The organism is Floricoccus tropicus, assembly GCF_001832905.1.
Lineage (GTDB): Bacteria > Bacillota > Bacilli > Lactobacillales > Streptococcaceae > Floricoccus > Floricoccus tropicus.
Genome location: NZ_MKIR01000003.1, coordinates 17,879 through 37,942, shown reverse-complemented (window position 1 = coordinate 37,942; position 20,064 = coordinate 17,879). Strand labels below are relative to the sequence as shown.

Genomic DNA, 20,064 nt, shown 5'->3' with positions numbered 1-20,064 from the left:
ACTTGTAGTTTCTCTCATCAGTCAACTCAATCCTTTTTTTGTGGAGGACATTTTCATCTTTCATCTCGCTATATTCGTTATAAAGCATGTAGAGGTGGTAGCTAATAAAAATAAGTGAAAGTGTAGTTGCGAGAACGGGGCTATTTTTAAAGACAATACTTCATAAAAGAAAAACAATAAAAGTAACCATAAGAGTTAAGGTTAAAATCTTCAAAGGAAAAATCTTTTTTCGATAAAGCTTTTCGAATTTATCATCTGTTGAATAGTCATCCAAATCAAATAAATACCATAATAAATTACTTGCATCCCAAAACATATAAGGCCCCTTTCTGATAAAAAGCAAACTTTCTTCTATATAAATGATTAGCTATTAATTTTAAAAATCTTTTTCTTCTGTAAAAGGTAAAGAAATATAAATACCGTTGATAAGGGATAAAATAATTACTGACATCAATAGTAGATCTATATTATTTGTTAATATACCTAAGCCTGTGATAATTATAAGTCCCAAATAATTAATAACTTCTAATTTAGTGAATGCAATTCTCACAATTTGTAAATTTCTCTCGTCTAAAAGTTCAATTCGAGCTTTCTTTAAATTTCGAGAATTACTGTAGTATTTAATATCACGTGCTGTACCCTTAACGGCGAATATGATACAAATGCTGCAGACTAAAATACTGATTAAAATAGAATGAAATAATAAATTTACAGATACTGTTAAAATGATTGTAAGAACCATATATTCAATAATATTTATAAATAAAATTTTTTTGAAAAATAATTCTTTAACATCTGAATCACTTTTAAGTTTGTTAAGATCAAATAAATACCAAATCATAAATTTTCCTCCTCCAGGTCAAAAATGAAAATGTCTTCTATGGTTTTATCAAAGTATTGAGCAATTTTATGTGCTAATACTAATGATGCTTTATATTTTCCAGATTCAAGTGAAATAATTGTTTGTCTAGATACCTCTAAGATATCAGCCAGAGCTGTTTGTGATATACATTCAGCTTCTCTCAGTTCTCTAAGTCTAGTTTTCATCTGCAATGTCTTTCTATTAAGTATACTTTACACTTGAAGTATAAAATATAAAAACTTCATTGTCAAGCTAGCTTTACATATCAAAGAAATAAAAAATATTTTTCAATTTATAGGGAAAAAGACTTGCAAAGACAAAAACATTTTGTTAGTATAGTCAAGTACTGCGTAAAGCGCAGACTATGGCATTGAAGCAAGAGGTTGCGACACACCCGGGAGCATTGCCAAGCCCGAAATGTTGGTTTTCTTGTGGAGCTAGCCTATTCAAGACAATAGACGAGAGGAGAAAAAATGGCAAACAAAAAAATTCGCATTCGTTTGAAAGCTTACGAACATCGTATCCTTGATCAAGCGGCTGAAAAGATCGTAGAAACTACAAAACGTACAGGTGCTAAAGTAAGTGGACCAATTCCATTACCAACTGACCGTAGCCTATACACAATCATCCGTGCGACTCATAAATACAAAGATAGCCGTGAACAATTCGAAATGCGCACACACAAACGCTTAATCGATATCATCGAACCAACTCAAAAAACAGTTGATGCATTGATGAAACTTGATTTACCAAGCGGTGTAAACATCGAAATTAAATTATAAGAAAGGGAACTCTAATGACAAAAGGAATCTTAGGGAAAAAAGTGGGAATGACCCAAATCTTCACTGAGTCTGGAGAATTAATTCCAGTAACTGTCATCGAAGCAACTCCAAACGTTGTTCTTCAAGTTAAAACTGTTGAAACTGACGGTTATGAAGCAACACAAGTTGGTTTTGATGATAAACGTGAAGTTTTGAGTAACAAACCTGCCAAAGGTCATGTTGCTAAAGCAAATACGGCTCCTAAGCGCTTCATTCGTGAATTTAAAGGTATTGAAGGCTTAGAAGTTGGTTCAGAAATTACTGTCGATACATTCGCAGCTGGAGATATCGTTGATGTCACAGGTACGACTAAAGGTAAAGGTTTCCAAGGGGTTATTAAACGCCACGGACAATCACGCGGGCCAATGGCTCACGGTTCTCGTTACCACCGTCGTCCAGGGTCAATGGGTCCTGTAGCGCCTAACCGCGTGTTCAAAAATAAACACTTGGCAGGTCGTATGGGTGGTAACCGTGTAACAATTCAAAATCTTGAAGTTGCACAAGTAGTTCCAGAAAAGAATGTTATTCTTATTAAAGGTAATGTTCCTGGATCTAAAAAATCGCTCATCACAATCAAAACTGCAGTAAAATCTGCGAAATAATAGAGAAGGGAGAAACTTACCAAAATGGCTAACGTAGCATTATTTAAACAAGATGGTAGCAAAGCTGGCGAAGTTACTCTGAATGACGCAGTATTTGGTATTGAACCAAATGAAACTGTAGTTTTCGATGTAATCCTAAGCCAACGTGCTAGCAAACGCCAAGGTACACATGCTGTTAAAAATCGTTCAGCAGTATCTGGTGGTGGTCGTAAACCATGGCGTCAAAAGGGTACTGGACGCGCTCGTCAAGGGTCAATCCGTAGCCCACAATGGCGTGGTGGTGGAGTAGTCTTCGGACCAAACCCACGTAGCTATGCATACAAACTTCCACAAAAAGTTCGTCAATTAGCACTTAAATCTGTTTACTCAGAAAAAGTTGCTGAAGACAAACTTGTTGCTGTTGATGCATTAAACTTTGACGCACCAAAAACTAGCGAATTTACAAAAGTTCTTTCAGCACTAGCAATCGACAAGAAAGTTCTTGTTATTGTAGAAAACGAAGGAAATGAATTTGCTGAACTATCTGCTCGTAACATTTCAAACGTACAAGTAACAACTGCTAACTCAGCAAGTGTACTTGATATCGTTAACAATGATAAATTATTGGTTACTCAAGCAGCTCTATCTCAAATCGAGGAGGTCCTTGCATAATGAACCTTTATGATGTAATCAAAAAACCAATCATCACTGAAGCATCTATGCTTGCAATGGATGAAAAGAAATATACTTTTGAAGTTGACTCACGTGCTCACAAATTAGTTATCAAACAAGCTGTTGAAGCTGCCTTTGATGGAGTAAAAGTTGCTTCTGTAAACACAATTAACGTTAAACCAAAAGCAAAACGTGTTGGACGTTATTCTGGATATACAAACAAGTATAAAAAAGCAATCATCACACTAACAGAAGATTCTAAGAACATCGAAATCTTCGGTGAATAATTAAAGGAGGAAAAACGTGGGAATTAAAGTTTATAAACCTACCACTAATGGTCGTCGTAATATGACTGGTAGCGACTTTGCAGAAATCACTACAAGTACTCCTGAAAAGAGCTTGTTAGTTTCTCTAAAAAGCAAAGCAGGTCGTAACAACAACGGTCGTATCACTGTTCGTCACCAAGGTGGTGGACACAAACGTAAATACCGTTTAGTTGACTTCAAACGTACTAAAGATGGCGTTGTTGCTAAAGTATCACAAATCGAATATGATCCAAACCGTTCAGCTAATATTGCATTAATTACATACTCTGACGGTATCAAATCTTACATTCTTGCACCTAAAGGTCTAGAAGTTGGAATGACAGTTGTTTCAGGTCCTGATGCAGATATTAAAGTTGGTAATACATTACCACTTGCTAATATCCCAGTTGGTACATTGATTCACAACATCGAACTTAAACCTGGTAAAGGTGGACAACTTATCCGTTCTGCTGGAACAAGTGCTCAAGTACTTGGTAATGAAGGTAAATACGTATTAGTTCGTCTTAACTCTGGTGAAGTTCGTATGATTCTTTCAACTTGCCGTGCAACTATTGGTGTAGTTGGGAATGAGCAACACAGCCTTATCAACATTGGTAAAGCTGGACGTAACCGTTGGAAGGGTATCCGCCCAACTGTACGTGGATCTGTAATGAACCCGAACGATCACCCACACGGTGGTGGTGAAGGTAAACAACCAGTTGGTCGTAAAGCTCCAGTATCACCTTGGGGACAACCAGCAATCGGACTTAAAACACGTAGCAAAAAAGCTAAATCTAATAAGCTTATTGTTCGTCGTCGCGGTCAAAAATAAATCTTCAAAGTTGAAATTTTACAAGGAGTTGATTGCTTAGCAATCAACTATCTTGTTGAAATATATCAATCCGCCAACCCTGCCATAGTAGCAGTCGTGGTTAATATTTAAAGGAGAAATTAAATAAAATGGGACGCAGTCTTAAAAAAGGACCTTTCGTCGATGAGCATTTAATGAAAAAAGTTGAAGCTCAAGCAAATGACGAAAAGAAAAAAGTAATTAAAACTTGGTCACGTCGTTCAACGATTTTCCCAAGTTTCATCGGATACACTATCGCTGTTTATGATGGACGTAAACATGTACCAGTTTACATTCAAGAAGACATGGTAGGTCACAAGCTTGGTGAATTTGCACCAACTCGTACTTACAAAGGTCACGCAGCAGACGATAAGAAAACAAGACGTTAATAGGAGGAGAATGAAATGGCAGAAAATACTTCAGCTAAAGCTACTGCACGTACAGTACGCGTTTCGCCTCGTAAATCACGTTTGGTTATCGATTTGATCCGTGGAAAAAACATTGCAGAAGCAATTACAATTTTAAAATTTACACCAAATAAAGCAGCAGGAATTATTGAAAAAGTATTGAACTCAGCAGTTGCAAACGCTGAAAACAATCTTGGTCTTGAAAAAGCTGATTTGTATGTAAGCGAAGCATTCGTAAACGAAGGACCAACGATGAAACGTTTCCGTCCACGTGCGAAAGGTAGTGCTTCACCAATCAACAAACGTACAAGCCACATTACAGTGGTTGTAAAAGAAAAATAAGGAGGTAAAATCGTGGGTCAAAAAGTAAATCCAATCGGTATGCGTATCGGAGTTATCCGCGACTGGGATGCCAAGTGGTATGCTGAAAAAGAATACGCGGATTACCTTCATGAAGATCTTGCAATCCGTAATCTTATTCAAACTCGTTTAGCAGATGCTTCAGTATCAACTATTGAAACTGAACGTGCTGTGAATAAAGTAATCGTTACTATTCACACTGCTAAACCAGGTATGGTAATCGGTAAAAGTGGAGCAAACGTTGATGCACTTCGTGCAGATTTAAATGCTCTTACTGGAAAACAAGTTCATATCAACATTGTTGAAATCAAGAAACCTGATCTTGATGCTCATCTAGTTGGTGAAGGAATTGCACGTCAATTAGAAGCACGTGTAGCATTCCGTCGTGCACAAAAACAAGCTATCCAACGTACAATGCGTGCTGGAGCTCGAGGAATTAAAACTCAAGTATCTGGTCGTTTGAACGGTGCTGATATCGCTCGTGCTGAAGGTTATTCAGAAGGAACTGTTCCTTTACATACACTTCGCTCAGATATCGACTATGCTTGGGAAGAAGCTGATACAACTTACGGTAAACTAGGTGTTAAAGTCTGGATTGACCGTGGAGAAATTCTTCCAACAAGAAAATCAGTGAAAGGAGATAAATAGTTCATGTTAGTACCTAAACGTGTAAAACACCGTCGTGAGTTCCGTGGGAAAATGCGCGGTGAAGCTAAAGGTGGTAAAGAAGTATCATTCGGTGAATACGGTCTTCAAGCGACAACAAGTCATTGGATTACTAACCGCCAAATCGAAGCTGCCCGTATCGCAATGACTCGTTACATGAAGCGTGGTGGGAAAGTTTGGATTAAAATCTTCCCTCACAAATCATACACAAGTAAAGCCATTGGGGTTCGTATGGGTAAAGGTAAAGGGGCTCCAGAAGGCTGGGTTGCACCAGTTAAACGCGGTAAAGTAATGTTCGAAATCGCAGGAGTTTCTGAAGAGGTTGCTCGTGAAGCTCTACGCCTTGCTTCTCATAAATTGCCAGTAAAAACTAAGATTGTAAAACGTACGGAGGATTCAAATGAAGCTTAATGAAGTAAAAACACTTTTGACTGAACTTCGTGGACTTTCTGCAGATGAGCTTGCAACTCGTGAGCAAGAACTTAAGAAAGAATTATTCGAACTACGTTTTCAAGCTGCAGCTGGTCAACTTGAAAATACAGCGAAAATTGACGAAGTTAAAAAATCAATCGCACGTGTAAAAACTGTTGCACGTGAATCAAAATAATAGATAGGGGAGGAAGATCATGTCTGAACGTAACCAACGTAAAGTTTATCAAGGTCGTGTGGTATCTGACAAAATGGATAAAACAATAACTGTTGTTGTCGAAACTAAACGTAACCACCCTGTCTATGGTAAACGTATTAACTATTCTAAAAAATACAAAGCTCATGACGAAAACAATCAAGCGAAAACAGGCGACATCGTTCGCATTATGGAAACTCGTCCATTGTCAAAAGACAAACGTTTCCGCTTAGTTGAAATCGTTGAAGAAGCTGTAATTATCTAAATCTGAAAGGAGAACAAAACAGTGATTCAAGCAGAAACTCGTTTGAAAGTTGCTGATAACAGCGGTGCTCGTGAAATCCTTACTATCAAGGTTCTTGGTGGTTCAGGACGTAAAACAGCAAACATCGGTGATGTTATCGTTGCAACTGTAAAAGCTGCAACTCCTGGAGGAGTTGTGAAAAAAGGTGAAGTTGTTAAAGCAGTAATCGTACGTACTAAAACAGGCGCTCGTCGTGCTGATGGTTCATACATTAAATTTGATGAAAATGCTGCTGTTATCATCCGTGATGACAAAACACCTCGTGGAACTCGTATCTTTGGCCCAGTTGCCCGCGAATTGCGTGAAGGAAACTTCATGAAGATCGTTTCACTTGCACCAGAAGTTCTATAATAATAGAATAATCGCATAGTCCCCTCCTCTAATTTGAGTGAGGGTGTCCATTGGACGTAAGAAAATAAAGGAGAAACCTAATAATGTTTGTAAAAACAGGCGATAATGTTAAGGTCATTGCTGGTAAAGACAAAGGCAAGACAGGTAAAGTTATCAAAGCTTTACCAAAAGTAAATAAAGTTGTTGTTGAAGGTGTTGCTATTATGAAAAAACATCAAAAACCAAACAACGAAAATCCAAACGGTGCTATTCTTGAATTAGAAGCACCAATCAACGCATCAAATGTTCAAGTACTTGATAAAAATGGTGTTGCTGGTCGTGTTGGATACAAAGTTGAAGGCGACAAAAAAGTTCGTTACAACAAAAAATCTGGCGAAATCCTAGATTAATCACGTAAGAGAGGAGGAAAAAAATGGCTAATCGTTTAAAAGAAAAATATAGTGCTGAAGTAATTCCAGCTTTAACTGAAAAATTTAACTATACATCTGTTATGGCAGTGCCTAAAGTTGAGAAAATCGTTCTTAACATGGGTGTTGGTGATGCAGTAAATAACTCTAAGAACCTTGATAAAGCAGTTGAAGAACTTGCTATTATTTCAGGACAAAAACCACTTATCACAAAAGCTAAGAAATCAATCGCTGGTTTCCGTTTACGTGAAGGTATGCCAATCGGTGCGAAAGTAACTCTTCGTGGCGAACGCATGTATGAATTCTTAGATAAATTAGTAACTGTCTCTCTTCCACGTGTACGTGACTTCCACGGTGTGTCAAATAAATCATTTGATGGACGTGGTAACTACACACTAGGGGTGAAAGAACAACTAATTTTCCCAGAAATCAATTTTGACAATGTAGATAAAGTTCGTGGACTAGACGTAGTAATTGTTACTACTGCTAACACTGACGAAGAAGGACGCGAATTGCTTGCCCAAATGGGTATGCCGTTTGCTAAATAATATAGGAGGCAAAAGACGTGGCAAAAAAATCAATGATTGCTAAAAACAAACGTCCAGCAAAATTCTCAACACAAGAATATACACGTTGTGAACGTTGTGGACGTCCACATTCAGTTTACCGCAAATTTAAATTGTGCCGTATTTGCTTCCGTGAACTTGCTTATAAAGGGCAACTTCCGGGCGTTAAAAAAGCTTCATGGTAAATTGAAGCGGCATACGCCACTTCAATTTAACTATTGCTTATAAGCAAGATTAATTTGCAAGTGGGATAATGACGTTTTAGACAATAAAACAACCCAAACTACAAATAATGAGGAGAAAACCACAATGGTAATGACAGATCCAATCGCAGACTTTCTAACACGCATTCGTAATGCTAACATGGTTAAGCATGATGTTGTTGAAGTTCCTGCATCAAAAATTAAACGTGAAATTGCTTCGATTTTACTTGAAGAAGGATTCATCAAAGATTTTGAATCTATTGAAGATGACAAACAAGGAATCATCCGTGTTTATCTTAAATACGCTCAAGATGGTGAACGCAAAGGTCAACGCGTAATCACAGGACTTAAACGTATTTCTAAACCAGGTTTACGTGTATACGTTAAATCTGCAGATGTGCCAAAAGTTCTTAACGGACTTGGTATCGCAATCGTTTCTACTTCTGAAGGTGTTGTAACTGATAAAGTTGCTCGCGCTAAAAACATTGGTGGAGAAGTATTAGCATACGTTTGGTAGAATAAAGGTGGTTGTAGTTTAAAACTACTCTCGCCCCCGTGAAAACCCATTATTTCAATGGGAAAATTTAACAGGAGGAAAATATGAGCCGTATTGGTAATAAAGTAGTAGTACTACCTGCTGGCGTTACTGTTGACGCTAAAGATGGTCTTATTACTGTTAAAGGTCCTAAAGGAGAACTTACTCGTGAGTTCCCTACAGCGATCGAAATGAAAATTGAAGGACAAGAAGTAACATTTGTACGTCCTAACGATTCAAAAGAAATGAAAACTATTCATGGTACTACTCGTGCCAACTTTAATAACATGGTTATTGGGGTATCTGAAGGTTTCAAAAAAGAACTTGAGATGCGTGGGGTTGGTTACCGTGCACAATTACAAGGAAATAAACTTGTATTGAGCGTTGGTAAATCTCATCCTGACGAAGTTGTTGCTCCAGAAGGAATTACTTTTGAAGTTCCAACTCCAACTACAATTAACGTAACTGGAAGCAACAAAGAAGTTGTTGGTGAAGTTGCGGCTTACATTCGTAGCAAACGTTCACCAGAACCTTATAAAGGTAAAGGGATTCGTTATGTTGGAGAATTCGTTCGTCTTAAAGAAGGTAAAACTGGTAAATAATTTTAGTAAAATAGTTATTAGATTTTTCAGCAATTTATATTCTATTGAGTCTATAAACTGCTGAGCATCTTACTATTTTTATTAAATTGTTAACAAGTAAGATAGGCAAAAACTTATCATATTAAAGAAATAGAAGAGGTAGAATTGTGATTTCTAAACCAGACAAAAATAAAACGCGTCAAAAACGCCATCGTCGTGTACGCGGTAAAATCTCTGGTACTGCAGAGCGCCCACGTTTGAACGTATTCCGTTCTAATACAAACATCTACGCGCAAGTAATTGATGACGTAGCAGGTGTAACGCTCGCAAGTGCCTCATCACTAAATGAGACTGGAACTAAATCAGAACAAGCTCAAAAAGTTGGTGAATTAGTAGCAAAAGCAGCAACTGCCAAAGGTATTACTGAAGTTGTCTTCGACCGTGGTGGTTACCTATATCATGGACGTGTGCAAATCCTTGCAGAATCTGCACGTGAAAATGGACTTAAATTCTAAAGAAAGGGGTAATCATAATAATGGCTAGAGATACAGAAGTAAATGAATTCGAAGAACGCGTTGTTGGAATTAACCGCGTAACTAAAGTTGTTAAAGGTGGACGTCGTCTTCGCTTTGCTGCATTAGTAGTTGTTGGTGACCGTAATGGTCGTGTTGGATTTGGTACTGGTAAAGCTCAAGAAGTTCCAGAAGCAATCCGTAAAGCAGTTGAAGCAGCTAAGAAAAATCTTATCGAAGTTCCAATGGTTGGCACTACAGTACCTCATGAAGTTATTGGTCAATTTGGTGGAGGACGTATCCTTATCAAACCAGCCGTAGAAGGATCTGGAGTAGCAGCTGGTGGAGCTGTTCGTGCCGTACTTGAGCTTGCTGGAGTTGCTGACGTTACAAGCAAATCATTAGGTTCAAATACTCCAATTAACGTTGTTCGTGCAACTGTTGATGGACTAAAACAACTTAAACGCGCTGAAGAAGTTGCTGCATTACGTGGCAAATCTGTAGAAGATTTGGCATAAGGAGGATAAAATGGCTCAATTAAAAATTACTTTAACTAAGTCTCCAATCGGTCGTCTTCCTGTTCAACGCAAAACAGTGACTGCATTAGGACTTAACAAGTTACAATCTAGTGTTGTTAAAAATGACACACCTGCTATCCGTGGAATGGTTAACTCAATTTCACATTTAGTAACTGTAGAAGAAATTTAATTAATTCTACAAAATATATAATATAAGCGAGCTAGACTTTCGCCGACTCCGGCGGAAGTTTTGGCGCATAGTAAAGAATTAGGAGAAAATATATAATGAAACTTCATGAATTAGCACCATCGGCTGGTAGCCGTAAAGTTCGTAACCGCGTAGGTCGTGGTACTTCATCTGGTAATGGTAAAACATCTGGACGTGGACAAAAAGGTCAAAAAGCTCGTAGTGGTGGTGGCGTTCGTCTAGGTTTTGAAGGTGGGCAAACTCCATTATTCCGTCGTATGCCAAAACGTGGATTCTCAAACGTAAACCGTAAAGATTATGCTGTTGTGAATCTAGAAACTTTAAATCGTTTTGAAGACGGAGCAGAAGTAAATGCTGATACTTTAGTTGCTGCAAAAATTGTTAAGGATGTTAAATCTGGAATTAAAGTTCTTGCAAATGGAGAACTTACAGCAAAAAATCTTAAAGTAACTGCTACAAAAGCTTCAGCAAGTGCAGTAGCTGCAATCGAAAACAACGGTGGAACTGTTACACTACCAAAAGCTGACTAGTAAGGAGGCGTTATGTTTTTCAAGACATTGAAAGACGCTTTCAAGGTAAAGGATATTAGAAATAGAATTCTATTTACCATTTTTATACTTTTCGTTTTTCGTTTAGGAACGCATATCACTGTTCCTGGTATAAATGTTAACAGCTTAAACCAATTAGCTGATTTACCATTTATTAATATGATTAACTTAGTGAGTGGTAATGCGATGCAGAATTTCTCTGTCTTTGCAATGGGTGTGTCGCCGTATATCACTGCGTCAATCATTGTGCAACTTCTTCAAATGGATATACTTCCAGTTTTTGTTGAATGGAGTAAGCAAGGTGAGGTTGGACGTCGAAAACTTAATCAAACTACTCGTTATATAACTTTAGTTTTAGCAATGGCTCAGTCAATTGCTATTACTGCAGGATTTAATGCTATGAGCTCTACTGGTATTGTTAATACACCAAACGTTAATACATATCTTATGATTGGTATGATTCTGACAACAGGATCTATGATCGTAGTGTGGCTAGGTGAACAAATTACTGATAAGGGATTTGGGAATGGTGTATCAATGATAATCTTTGCAGGTATCATATCATCAATTCCACAAGCAGTTAAAACAGTATATGATGAAAAATTTGTTAATATTCGTCCTGAGCAATTGCCTAGTTCAATTGTATTTGTAATTGTATTATTAATAGCAATGGCTATAATTATCGCTTTTACTACATACTTTACGCAAGCAATTTTAAAGATTCCAATTCAATATACTAAGCTAGTTCAAGGTGCACCAACAAGTTCATACTTGCCGCTTCGCCTTAATCCTGCTGGTGTAATCCCTGTAATCTTTGCAAGCTCAATTACTGCTCTTCCAGCCACTCTTTTACAACTTTTAAAAGCGACTAAAGGAAATGTTGGTTGGATTGAGAACTTACAACATGCATTAGACTATAATACTTGGACAGGTATGTTGGTATATGCGATATTGATTGTTCTCTTTACATTCTTTTATTCATTTGTACAGGTTAATCCTGAAAAAATGGCGGAGAATTTACAGAAACAAGGATCATATATTCCAAGTGTGCGTCCTGGTAAAGGAACTGAAAAATATATTTCTTCAATTCTTATAAGACTTGCTACTGTAGGTTCAATTTTCTTAGGTCTTATTTCAGTTATTCCAATTGTTGCAACAAATCTTTGGTCTCTACCAAAAATGGTTGCACTTGGAGGGACAAGCCTATTAATTGTAATTACAACAAGTATTGAAGGTATTAAACAACTTGAAGGTTATCTTCTTAAAAGAAAATACACTGGATTTTTGGATAATCCTATTGAAGAATAATTCAACATTGAGGCGATTCTCTTCGCCTCTCTTGTTTTGAATTATAAATTGAGATATAATCGTTATGTTTGAATTTATAACTTAAAACATTTAATAATATTTAAGGAGAAAAAAATGAATCTTTTGATCATGGGTTTACCTGGTGCAGGTAAAGGGACTCAAGCAGAAACTATTGTTGAAACTTATGGTGTAAAACATATTTCAACTGGTGATATGTTTAGAGCTGCTATGAAGAATGAAACACCTATGGGGCAACTTGCTAAACAATATATTGATCAAGGACAACTTGTTCCTGATGATGTTACAAACGGTATTGTAAAAGAAAGACTTGCTGAAAGTGATATTAAAGAATCTGGTTTCTTATTAGATGGATATCCACGTACAATTGAACAAGCATATGCTTTAGATGAAATGCTAAAGGAACTAGGAATTGAACTTGATGCTGTTATTGACATTGAAGTAAATCCTGATATTCTTGTTGATCGTTTAAGTGGTCGTTATATTTGCCGCACATGTGGGGCAACTTATCACAAAATTTTTAACCCAACAAAAGTTGAAGGAACTTGTGATAAATGTGGTGGACATGATTTCTATCAAAGAGAAGATGATAAGCCAGAAACAGTTAAGAATCGTTTAGATATTAATATCGAGCAAGGACAACCAATCCTAGAACATTATTCAAATCTTGGACTAGTCAAAGAAGTAGACGGAGAACAAGATATTGAAAAAGTATCTGAGGACATTATTAATATTCTTTCATAATGGATAGTCTAAAGGGCTTGCAGAATCAAATATTATATGTTAAAATAATCTAGTCCGACTTTTAGATATTATTATCGTAGCGGGAAATTTAAAGGAGGTGCTTTTGCGTGGCAAAAGATGATGTAATTGAAATCGAAGGTAAAGTAATAGATACTATGCCGAATGCGATGTTTACAGTTGAGCTTGAAAACGGTCATCAAGTTTTAGCGACTATTTCAGGTAAAATGCGTAAAAATTATATTCGTATTTTGACTGGTGACCGTGTTACCGTTGAACTTAGTCCTTACGACTTATCTCGTGGGCGTATTACATACCGCTTTAAATAAGCCCAAAGGGGGTTTACCCCTATAAAATAATAGGAGGTATTATAATGAAAGTAAGACCATCAGTAAAACCAATTTGCGAATACTGTAAAGTTATTCGTCGTAATGGTCGTGTTATGGTAATTTGCTCTGTAAATCCAAAACACAAACAACGTCAAGGTTAGAAAGGAGAAAAAACTAAATGGCTCGTATCGCTGGAGTTGATATTCCCAATGACAAACAAGTAGTGATTTCACTTACTTATGTATACGGAATCGGTCTACCAACATCTAAGAAAGTTCTTGCTGCTGCTGGAGTTCCTGAAGATGTTCGTGTTAAAGACTTAACAACTGATCAAGAAGATGCAATTCGTCGTGAAGTAGATGCACTTAAAGTCGAAGGAGACCTTCGTCGTGAAGTAAATCTAAACATTAAACGTTTGATGGAAATCGGTTCATACCGTGGGATTCGTCACCGTCGTGGATTGCCTGTTCGTGGTCAAAATACTAAGAACAACGCTCGTACGCGTAAAGGACCTGCGAAATCTATCGCTGGTAAGAAAAAATAATAATTAGTTAGAAAGGAGATAAACATTGGCTAAACCTACACGTAAACGTCGTGTGAAAAAGAATATTGAATCTGGGATTGCTCACATTCATGCTACTTTTAACAACACAATCGTTATGATTACAGATGTTCATGGTAACGCTATTGCTTGGTCATCAGCTGGTGCTTTAGGATTTAAAGGTTCAAGAAAATCTACACCGTTTGCTGCTCAAATGGCAAGTGAAGCTGCTGCGAAATCTGCTCAAGAACATGGTTTGAAAACTGTTGCTGTTACTGTAAAAGGACCTGGATCAGGACGCGAATCAGCTATCCGTGCATTGCAAGCTGCTGGTCTACAAGTTACTGCTATCAGTGATGTGACTCCAGTACCTCACAATGGTGCACGTCCTCCAAAACGTCGTCGTGTATAATTTTCGTAAGTGCTGAATTACACACTTTTATAATTTAGGAGATATACACATGATTGAGTTTGAAAAACCAAAAATTACAAAATTTGATGAAGAAAAAACATACGGCAAATTTGTCGTAGAACCTCTTGAACGTGGTTATGGTACAACTCTTGGTAATTCATTACGTCGTATCTTGTTGTCTTCTCTTCCAGGTGCAGCTGTAACTGGTATTCAAATTGATGGAGTACTCCATGAATTTGCTACTATTCCAGGTGTGCGTGAAGACGTGACTCAAGTTATCTTGAATATCAAAGGTCTTGCGATTAAATCATACGTTGAGGGTGAAAAAAATATTGAATTAGATATTACTGGACCTGCTGTTGTTACTGCTGGTGACATCTTGACAGATAGTGATATTGAAATTACAAACAAAGATCATTACCTATTTACCATTGCTGAAGGACATAGTCTGAAAGCTAAAATGACTGTAAATACAGGTCGTGGTTATGTACCTGCTGATGAAAATAAAGTGGATGATGCACCAATTGGTTTACTAGCTGTTGACTCAATTTACACACCAGTAAATAAAGTTAACTATCAAGTTGAACCTGCTCGAGTTGGTGGACAAGACGGTTTTGATAAACTTACACTTGAAATTGTAACAAATGGTACAATTGATCCAGAAGAGGCGTTAAGTCTTTCTGCTAAAATTTTAACTGATCATTTAAGTCTTTTTGTAAATCTTTCTGAAGTTGCACAAAGTGCTGACATCATGGTTGAAAAAGACGAAGTTTCTCCAGAGAAGACTTTGGACAAACCTATTGAAGAACTTGATTTATCAGTTCGTTCTTATAACTGTTTGAAACGTGCAGGTATCAATACTGTTCAGGATTTAACAGACAAGACAGAAGCTGAAATGATGAAAGTTCGCAACTTAGGTCGTAAGTCAATGGAAGAAGTTAAATTCAAAATTGCTGATCTTGGTTTAAAATTTAAAAACGAAAAATAAAATTTAAGAAGGGAGAAATAATGAGTTACCGTAAACTTGGACGTAAAAGCGCACAACGTAAAGCAATGCTACGTGATTTGACAACAGATCTAATTATGAATGAATACATTGTTACTACTGAAGCTCGCGCAAAAGAAATCCGTAAATCAGTTGAAAAAATGATTACTCTTGGTAAACGTGGAGATTTACATGCACGTCGTCAAGCAGCTGCATTTGTTCGTAATGAAGTATCTTTAAAAGACTTTAACGAAGAAACAGAAACATTCCCAACTGCATTACAAAAATTATTTGATGATATCGCACCTCGCTACGAAGGACGTAACGGTGGATACACACGTATTCTTAAAACTGAACCACGTCGTGGAGATGGCGCACCAATGGCTATCATTGAATTAGTATAAAAAATAAATAGAAGTGCTTTCTTCATCACTTTTTGTTGAGTGTTATGATGGTGGTATAGGTGAAGAGAATATATCTTTTCTAACGAAAGTTGGCCTGTACTTAGTCTAGCTCTGGCTTTCCGGGGTAGGTTACCTACTCCGGAGCACTCATCATAAAGTGTTATTTTTTATTTTAAAAGCAATATTTATACGCACGCAATGTGCTTTTTTTTTGCATTTTTTTATTAAATTTAGTCATTAATATTTTTTATTAGCTCTTTCATTTTTTTTATTACAATTTTCAGAAAAAATATTGTATAGTAAAGGAACTAGAATTTTAGAGGGGCACTTCATCATGAAAACAATAGCTAAAGAGCTTTTAGAAAAAGCATATTTTGAAAAACTAAAGGAAACTCCAATCCTTTATACGGGAGTTGAATTAGAATTTCCAATAATTAATTTAGATGGAAGTGCGACAAATCATCAGTTACTTATTAACTTACTAGATAAATTTACCGATGAGGAAGGTTTTACAATTACTCATACAGACTTTGATGGTAATACTATTGAAATTATTTCAGAGGATAATGAGGATACAATCCTTTTTGAATGTGGATATAATACATTAGAGATTGCATTTGCACGTACTCAAGATATAAATGAAATTGCGAAACGATTTAAGAAGTATTTTTCTGTGATTCAACCATATTTGCTTGAGAATAATCATAGTCTTACAGGTTTAGGTGTTAATCCTTTTTGGAATAAAAATGATAATACACCTATAAATTCTTCTCGTTATCGCATGCTTCGAGAATATCTTTTGATGGCAAAGAATATGGATAGTGAATTTAGATTACATAGTCATTATGAGTATCCAACTTATATACAAGGTAGTCAGGTTCAATTTGATGTTTCAAAAGAACAATTGACTCAAACTATTAATTTGTTTAATAAAATAGAGCCAGCTAAGGCATGGCTATTTGCAAACTCATATATGTGGGACGAGATTTGGAATACTGGTATAAGTAGAGATATTCTTTGGGAGGATTCAATGCACGGTATTCTTAATGAAAATGTCGGAGTATATGATCATGAATTTATAGATGCAGATGAAGTGTTAGAGAGTCTTGCTGACACAGCAATTTTTACTGTTGAAAGAGGATCTGAAACTTATTATTTTCAACCATTAACAGTTTCCGAATATTTTAATCGAGAAGAAATTAAAGCTTTTGATATCGAAGGAAGAGAAGCAATACTTGTACCAGATATAAATGATTTAAAACTTCATCGTTCTTACAAATATCAAAGTTTAACAAAACGTGGAACTTTGGAGTTTAGGAGTATTTGTACTCAACCGCTAAATGCAACTTTTTCTACTGCCGCTTTTCATTTAGGGTTACTTGAAAATTTATCAAGTTTAGATACTTTATTAAATCAATACTTCTTTTTTGAAAAATATGGTTCTGATATTAAAAAATTAAGGAGGAAGTTTGCTTTCTTTAATCTTTCAGAGGAAGAAAAAAACGATGTTATCAAGTTTTCTAATGATTTATTAAATATTTCAAAGGAAGGACTTGAGAAAAGAGGTTATGGGGAAGAAAAATATTTACAGGACTTAGTGAGAAGGACTCAAGAAAAAGAAAATCCAGCTGAGTATGGTGTAAGACTGTTAAAAGAAGGAAAAAGTTTAGTTGACATTTCCAAAGAGTTTGCGAATATTGACGCATTAAAATAATTGTTCTATAGTTAAATGAAATATAAGAATTTTACCCTTATGAATATTATTTAATTTTTAAATGAGATTAAATCATAATTTGCATATTATTATATTGCATAAAATATTTCTAAAGAAGTAAATAAGCTATCTTTAAGTAATATATATTATATTATTAACTATATTTCTTAGTTAGGATGTTTCAATTTAATGGATGAGAAAAAAAATATAAATAAAAAATGGATTTGGCTAATAGTTTTAATCTTACTAGTAATAATTTTATTGATCAGTTCAAGTATGACATATAGCCAGCAGAGCTTAGTACCCGACCTTGATAAGCTATTTCCAAACCAACCGTTTAAGGATGTACTAAGTAAAATTTCATTTAATTATGCTGGTGAGAATATATCTATTGCTAATTATGGATATGCCAAGTTTATTGAATTTTTTATTCGTAAACTAGCTCATTTTGTCACGTTTGGAGTACTATCTCTTGCAATCTATAAATCACTTTATGCTTTTCTTTCAAAAAAAAGGACGAGACAGAATGAAAATAATTTTTATAACAAGATTTTAGCAATTTCATTGGTTATTATAATAATCTTGGCTTCATTAGATGAATTTCATCAAATGTTAACTGGTGGAAGAACACCAACAATTGAAGATGTAATTTTAGACTCTGTAGGTGGGTTAACTTTTCTATTAATTAATCGTTTTATTCAGTATCGAAAACAACAAAATAAATAATTAAGTAAGGGTAAAATAGTTACTCTTCTTTTTTATTTTCTTTTTGGAGGAATTAAGAATTTAAATAAAATTAATTAAAATTTTCTGACTATTCAATTGATTTTTAATTTTTAGATGTTATAATGTTACTAACGTTTTTGAAAGTGAAGGAGAATTTATGCGTAGTGATACTATAAAAAAAGGAATAGAACAAGCACCAGCTAGATCGCTTTTGTATGCAACTGGTCAAGTAAAATCAGCAAGGGATATGAATAAGCCATTTATTGCTATCTGTAACTCTTATATTGACATTGTCCCAGGCCATGTTCATTTAAGGGAATTAGCTGATATTGCCAAGGAAGCGATTAGAGAAGCAGGCGGGATTCCTTTTGAGTTCAATACAATTGGTGTTGATGATGGTATTGCTATGGGGCATATTGGAATGCGTTATAGTCTTCCAAGCCGTGAATTAATCGCAGATAGTGCTGAGACAGTAATTAATGCTCATTGGTTTGATGGTGTATTCTTTATTCCAAACTGCGACAAGATTACTCCGGGTATGATTATGGCATCAATGCGCACAAATGTTCCAAGCATATTTTGTTCGGGTGGCCCGATGAAGGCAGGCGTAGATGTACGAGGACATCAAACAACTCTTTCATCTCTCTTTGAAGCTGTTGGTAGTTACAAAGAGGGAATAATGAATGAAGAAGAGCTCAAGTTCATGGAGCAAAATGCTTGTCCAACTTGTGGATCATGTGCTGGTATGTTTACAGCAAACTCTATGAACTGTCTAATGGAGGTTTTAGGACTTGCCTTACCAGGAAATGGAACAGCACTTGCTGTTGGTCAAGAACGGAGAGATTTAATTAGAGAAGCTGCTTTCAAACTAATGGATCTTGTCAAAAATGATGTAAGACCGAGAGATATTGTAACTAAAGATGCTATTGATGATGCCTTTGCACTGGATATGGCTATGGGTGGAAGTACAAACACAGTACTACATACTTTGGCTATCGCTAATGAAGCAGGAATCGACTATGACTTGAGTTCGGTAAATGATATCGCAAAACGTGTACCTTATCTTTCGAAAATTGCTCCAAGTTCGGAGTATTCTATGCATGATGTTCACGAAGCTGGTGGTGTTTCAGCAATTATAAAAGAACTAGTCGATATAGACGCCATCCACTCAGACCGTATAACGGTTACCGGTAAAACGCTGAGAGAAAACGTAGCTGATGCTTCAATAAAAAATACAAAGGTAATTCATCCAGTAGACGATGCTTATTCAAAAGTAGGTGGTTTATCGATTTTATATGGAAATATTGCACCTAAAGGTGCGGTAATTAAGGTAGGAGGAGTAGATCCTTCTGTTAGAAAATTTGTTGGGAAAGCTATTTGTTTTAGCTCACATGATGAAGCTGTAGAAGCAATTGACAATAAAATTGTTGATAAAGGTCATGTGGTGGTAATTCGTTACGAAGGACCAAAAGGCGGACCAGGAATGCCTGAAATGCTTGCACCGACAAGTTCAATTGTAGGTCGTGGTTTGGGTAAAGATGTAGCCTTAATTACAGATGGTCGTTTTTCAGGAGCAACACGTGGTATTGCAATTGGTCATATAAGCCCAGAAGCTGCTAGCGGTGGACCAATTGCCTTAATTGAAGATGGCGATGAAATTGTAATTGATCTTGATGAAAGAACTTTGAATGTTAGCCTAACACAGGAGCAACTTGAATTTAGAAAAAATCATGTTCCAGTCTTTGAGCCTAAGGTTAAAAGTGGTTGGTTAGCTAGGTATACAGCTCTTGCTACAAGTGCAGATACAGGCGGTATCTTACTTTCACCAGCAGAATTGCAACGACTTATCCAAGAAGAAATCGAAAAGAGATAATTGAGTAAAAAGGAAAGAGAGCAAAGTTTCCCTTTCCTTTCTTATAATATTTTTTTATAAAACTTTACTAATACTAGTAATTAATGAATTAGAAATTCCAAAAATTAGTAAAAATATAGAAAAAATGAAAG

Annotated in this window: 35 protein-coding genes; 32 read left to right on the top strand and 3 right to left on the bottom strand. The window is 36.0% G+C overall.

Annotation, left to right across the window (positions count from 1 at the left end):
* Nucleotides 1–160: 160 nt before the first annotated feature.
* Genes BG261_RS11410 through BG261_RS02145 form a run of 3 tightly spaced genes read right to left on the bottom strand, consistent with a single transcriptional unit; the run spans nt 161 to nt 1,047 of the window.
* Nucleotides 161–316, bottom strand: a complete 156-nt coding sequence (locus BG261_RS11410; RefSeq protein ID WP_158007168.1) for a hypothetical protein — start codon at nt 314–316, stop codon at nt 161–163.
* Nucleotides 317–376: 60 nt separating this feature from the next.
* Nucleotides 377–841 (bottom strand): hypothetical protein, encoded by a 465-nt coding sequence (locus BG261_RS02150; protein ID WP_070791535.1) that lies wholly within the window; start codon nt 839–841, stop codon nt 377–379.
* A complete protein-coding gene (locus BG261_RS02145) occupies nt 838–1,047 on the bottom strand; it encodes a helix-turn-helix transcriptional regulator (protein ID WP_070791534.1) in 210 nt (69 codons plus the stop codon). Before BG261_RS02145 ends, BG261_RS02150 begins: the two co-directional genes overlap by 4 nt.
* Nucleotides 1,048–1,335: 288 nt before the next feature.
* Here BG261_RS02145 and rpsJ point away from each other — a divergent pair, with 288 nt between their 5' ends.
* From rpsJ to ilvD, 32 genes are all read left to right on the top strand, one after another.
* Entirely contained in the window at nt 1,336–1,644 is a 309-nt protein-coding gene (rpsJ, locus tag BG261_RS02140; RefSeq protein ID WP_070787393.1) for a 30S ribosomal protein S10, read from the top strand.
* Nucleotides 1,645–1,658: 14 nt separating this feature from the next.
* Nucleotides 1,659–2,285: a 50S ribosomal protein L3 gene (gene rplC, locus BG261_RS02135; RefSeq protein ID WP_070787394.1), complete on the top strand. Its 627-nt coding sequence runs from the start codon at nt 1,659–1,661 to the stop codon at nt 2,283–2,285.
* A gap of 24 nt (nt 2,286–2,309) precedes the next feature.
* Nucleotides 2,310–2,936 carry a 50S ribosomal protein L4 gene (gene rplD / locus BG261_RS02130; protein ID WP_070787395.1) on the top strand — a complete coding sequence of 209 codons (627 nt, stop codon included), beginning with the start codon at nt 2,310–2,312 and terminating at the stop codon, nt 2,934–2,936.
* Complete coding sequence (locus BG261_RS02125) at nt 2,936–3,223, top strand: 50S ribosomal protein L23 (RefSeq protein ID WP_070787396.1); 288 nt, start codon at nt 2,936–2,938, stop codon at nt 3,221–3,223. The genes rplD and BG261_RS02125 overlap by 1 nt, the downstream gene beginning before the upstream one ends.
* Before the next feature lie 16 nt (nt 3,224–3,239).
* Nucleotides 3,240–4,073, top strand: a complete 834-nt coding sequence (rplB, locus tag BG261_RS02120) for a 50S ribosomal protein L2 (protein WP_070787397.1) — start codon at nt 3,240–3,242, stop codon at nt 4,071–4,073.
* Nucleotides 4,074–4,201: 128 nt separating this feature from the next.
* Nucleotides 4,202–4,480: a 30S ribosomal protein S19 gene (gene rpsS / locus BG261_RS02115; protein ID WP_000533765.1), complete on the top strand. Its 279-nt coding sequence runs from the start codon at nt 4,202–4,204 to the stop codon at nt 4,478–4,480.
* A 15-nt stretch (nt 4,481–4,495) separates the two neighbouring features.
* Nucleotides 4,496–4,840 carry a 50S ribosomal protein L22 gene (gene rplV / locus BG261_RS02110; RefSeq protein WP_070787398.1) on the top strand — a complete coding sequence of 115 codons (345 nt, stop codon included), beginning with the start codon at nt 4,496–4,498 and terminating at the stop codon, nt 4,838–4,840.
* Nucleotides 4,841–4,852: 12 nt separating this feature from the next.
* Complete coding sequence (gene rpsC / locus BG261_RS02105; protein ID WP_070787399.1) at nt 4,853–5,506, top strand: 30S ribosomal protein S3; 654 nt, start codon at nt 4,853–4,855, stop codon at nt 5,504–5,506.
* Between the two features lie 3 nt (nt 5,507–5,509).
* On the top strand, nt 5,510–5,935 hold the full coding sequence (rplP, locus tag BG261_RS02100; protein WP_070787400.1) for a 50S ribosomal protein L16: 426 nt from the start codon (nt 5,510–5,512) through the stop codon (nt 5,933–5,935).
* Nucleotides 5,925–6,131: a 50S ribosomal protein L29 gene (gene rpmC, locus BG261_RS02095; RefSeq protein WP_070791533.1), complete on the top strand. Its 207-nt coding sequence runs from the start codon at nt 5,925–5,927 to the stop codon at nt 6,129–6,131. The genes rplP and rpmC overlap by 11 nt, the downstream gene beginning before the upstream one ends.
* A 19-nt stretch (nt 6,132–6,150) precedes the next feature.
* Nucleotides 6,151–6,414: a 30S ribosomal protein S17 gene (gene rpsQ / locus BG261_RS02090; RefSeq protein WP_070787402.1), complete on the top strand. Its 264-nt coding sequence runs from the start codon at nt 6,151–6,153 to the stop codon at nt 6,412–6,414.
* A 21-nt stretch (nt 6,415–6,435) separates the two neighbouring features.
* Nucleotides 6,436–6,804, top strand: a complete 369-nt coding sequence (gene rplN, locus BG261_RS02085; RefSeq protein ID WP_070787403.1) for a 50S ribosomal protein L14 — start codon at nt 6,436–6,438, stop codon at nt 6,802–6,804.
* Nucleotides 6,805–6,887: 83 nt separating this feature from the next.
* A complete protein-coding gene (gene rplX / locus BG261_RS02080) occupies nt 6,888–7,193 on the top strand; it encodes a 50S ribosomal protein L24 (protein WP_070787404.1) in 306 nt (101 codons plus the stop codon).
* 23 nt (nt 7,194–7,216) lie between these two features.
* Nucleotides 7,217–7,759, top strand: coding sequence for a 50S ribosomal protein L5 (gene rplE / locus BG261_RS02075; RefSeq protein ID WP_070787405.1), 543 nt, complete (start codon nt 7,217–7,219; stop codon nt 7,757–7,759).
* A gap of 17 nt (nt 7,760–7,776) precedes the next feature.
* Entirely contained in the window at nt 7,777–7,962 is a 186-nt protein-coding gene (locus BG261_RS02070) for a type Z 30S ribosomal protein S14 (RefSeq protein ID WP_070787406.1), read from the top strand.
* Nucleotides 7,963–8,086: 124 nt separating this feature from the next.
* Nucleotides 8,087–8,497, top strand: coding sequence for a 30S ribosomal protein S8 (gene rpsH / locus BG261_RS02065; RefSeq protein WP_070787407.1), 411 nt, complete (start codon nt 8,087–8,089; stop codon nt 8,495–8,497).
* Nucleotides 8,498–8,580: 83 nt separating this feature from the next.
* A complete protein-coding gene (gene rplF, locus BG261_RS02060; protein WP_070791532.1) occupies nt 8,581–9,117 on the top strand; it encodes a 50S ribosomal protein L6 in 537 nt (178 codons plus the stop codon).
* A 146-nt stretch (nt 9,118–9,263) separates the two neighbouring features.
* Nucleotides 9,264–9,611, top strand: coding sequence for a 50S ribosomal protein L18 (gene rplR / locus BG261_RS02055; RefSeq protein ID WP_070787409.1), 348 nt, complete (start codon nt 9,264–9,266; stop codon nt 9,609–9,611).
* Between the two features lie 20 nt (nt 9,612–9,631).
* Nucleotides 9,632–10,126 (top strand): 30S ribosomal protein S5, encoded by a 495-nt coding sequence (gene rpsE, locus BG261_RS02050; protein ID WP_070787410.1) that lies wholly within the window; start codon nt 9,632–9,634, stop codon nt 10,124–10,126.
* A gap of 10 nt (nt 10,127–10,136) precedes the next feature.
* A complete protein-coding gene (gene rpmD, locus BG261_RS02045; RefSeq protein ID WP_070787411.1) occupies nt 10,137–10,316 on the top strand; it encodes a 50S ribosomal protein L30 in 180 nt (59 codons plus the stop codon).
* Nucleotides 10,317–10,411: 95 nt separating this feature from the next.
* A complete protein-coding gene (gene rplO, locus BG261_RS02040) occupies nt 10,412–10,864 on the top strand; it encodes a 50S ribosomal protein L15 (RefSeq protein ID WP_070791531.1) in 453 nt (150 codons plus the stop codon).
* 12 nt (nt 10,865–10,876) lie between these two features.
* The gene (gene secY / locus BG261_RS02035) at nt 10,877–12,190 is read left to right on the top strand and encodes a preprotein translocase subunit SecY (protein ID WP_070791530.1); all 1,314 of its coding nucleotides are present in this window, start codon (nt 10,877–10,879) and stop codon (nt 12,188–12,190) included.
* A 114-nt stretch (nt 12,191–12,304) separates the two neighbouring features.
* Complete coding sequence (locus BG261_RS02030; RefSeq protein ID WP_070791529.1) at nt 12,305–12,952, top strand: adenylate kinase; 648 nt, start codon at nt 12,305–12,307, stop codon at nt 12,950–12,952.
* Between the two features lie 107 nt (nt 12,953–13,059).
* A complete protein-coding gene (infA, locus tag BG261_RS02025) occupies nt 13,060–13,278 on the top strand; it encodes a translation initiation factor IF-1 (protein ID WP_070787415.1) in 219 nt (72 codons plus the stop codon).
* A gap of 44 nt (nt 13,279–13,322) precedes the next feature.
* A complete protein-coding gene (rpmJ, locus tag BG261_RS02020; RefSeq protein WP_070787416.1) occupies nt 13,323–13,439 on the top strand; it encodes a 50S ribosomal protein L36 in 117 nt (38 codons plus the stop codon).
* A gap of 17 nt (nt 13,440–13,456) precedes the next feature.
* A complete protein-coding gene (gene rpsM, locus BG261_RS02015) occupies nt 13,457–13,822 on the top strand; it encodes a 30S ribosomal protein S13 (protein ID WP_070791528.1) in 366 nt (121 codons plus the stop codon).
* 25 nt (nt 13,823–13,847) lie between these two features.
* The gene (gene rpsK, locus BG261_RS02010; protein WP_070787418.1) at nt 13,848–14,231 is read left to right on the top strand and encodes a 30S ribosomal protein S11; all 384 of its coding nucleotides are present in this window, start codon (nt 13,848–13,850) and stop codon (nt 14,229–14,231) included.
* 49 nt (nt 14,232–14,280) lie between these two features.
* Nucleotides 14,281–15,219, top strand: a complete 939-nt coding sequence (locus tag BG261_RS02005) for a DNA-directed RNA polymerase subunit alpha (RefSeq protein WP_070787419.1) — start codon at nt 14,281–14,283, stop codon at nt 15,217–15,219.
* Nucleotides 15,220–15,239: 20 nt separating this feature from the next.
* Nucleotides 15,240–15,620, top strand: coding sequence for a 50S ribosomal protein L17 (rplQ, locus tag BG261_RS02000; protein ID WP_070787420.1), 381 nt, complete (start codon nt 15,240–15,242; stop codon nt 15,618–15,620).
* 334 nt (nt 15,621–15,954) lie between these two features.
* Nucleotides 15,955–17,334, top strand: a complete 1,380-nt coding sequence (locus tag BG261_RS01995) for a glutamate--cysteine ligase family protein (protein ID WP_070791527.1) — start codon at nt 15,955–15,957, stop codon at nt 17,332–17,334.
* Nucleotides 17,335–17,523: 189 nt separating this feature from the next.
* Nucleotides 17,524–18,060, top strand: a complete 537-nt coding sequence (locus BG261_RS01990; protein ID WP_070791526.1) for a VanZ family protein — start codon at nt 17,524–17,526, stop codon at nt 18,058–18,060.
* A 157-nt stretch (nt 18,061–18,217) separates the two neighbouring features.
* On the top strand, nt 18,218–19,933 hold the full coding sequence (gene ilvD / locus BG261_RS01985; RefSeq protein WP_070791525.1) for a dihydroxy-acid dehydratase: 1,716 nt from the start codon (nt 18,218–18,220) through the stop codon (nt 19,931–19,933).
* Nucleotides 19,934–20,064 lie beyond the last annotated feature (131 nt).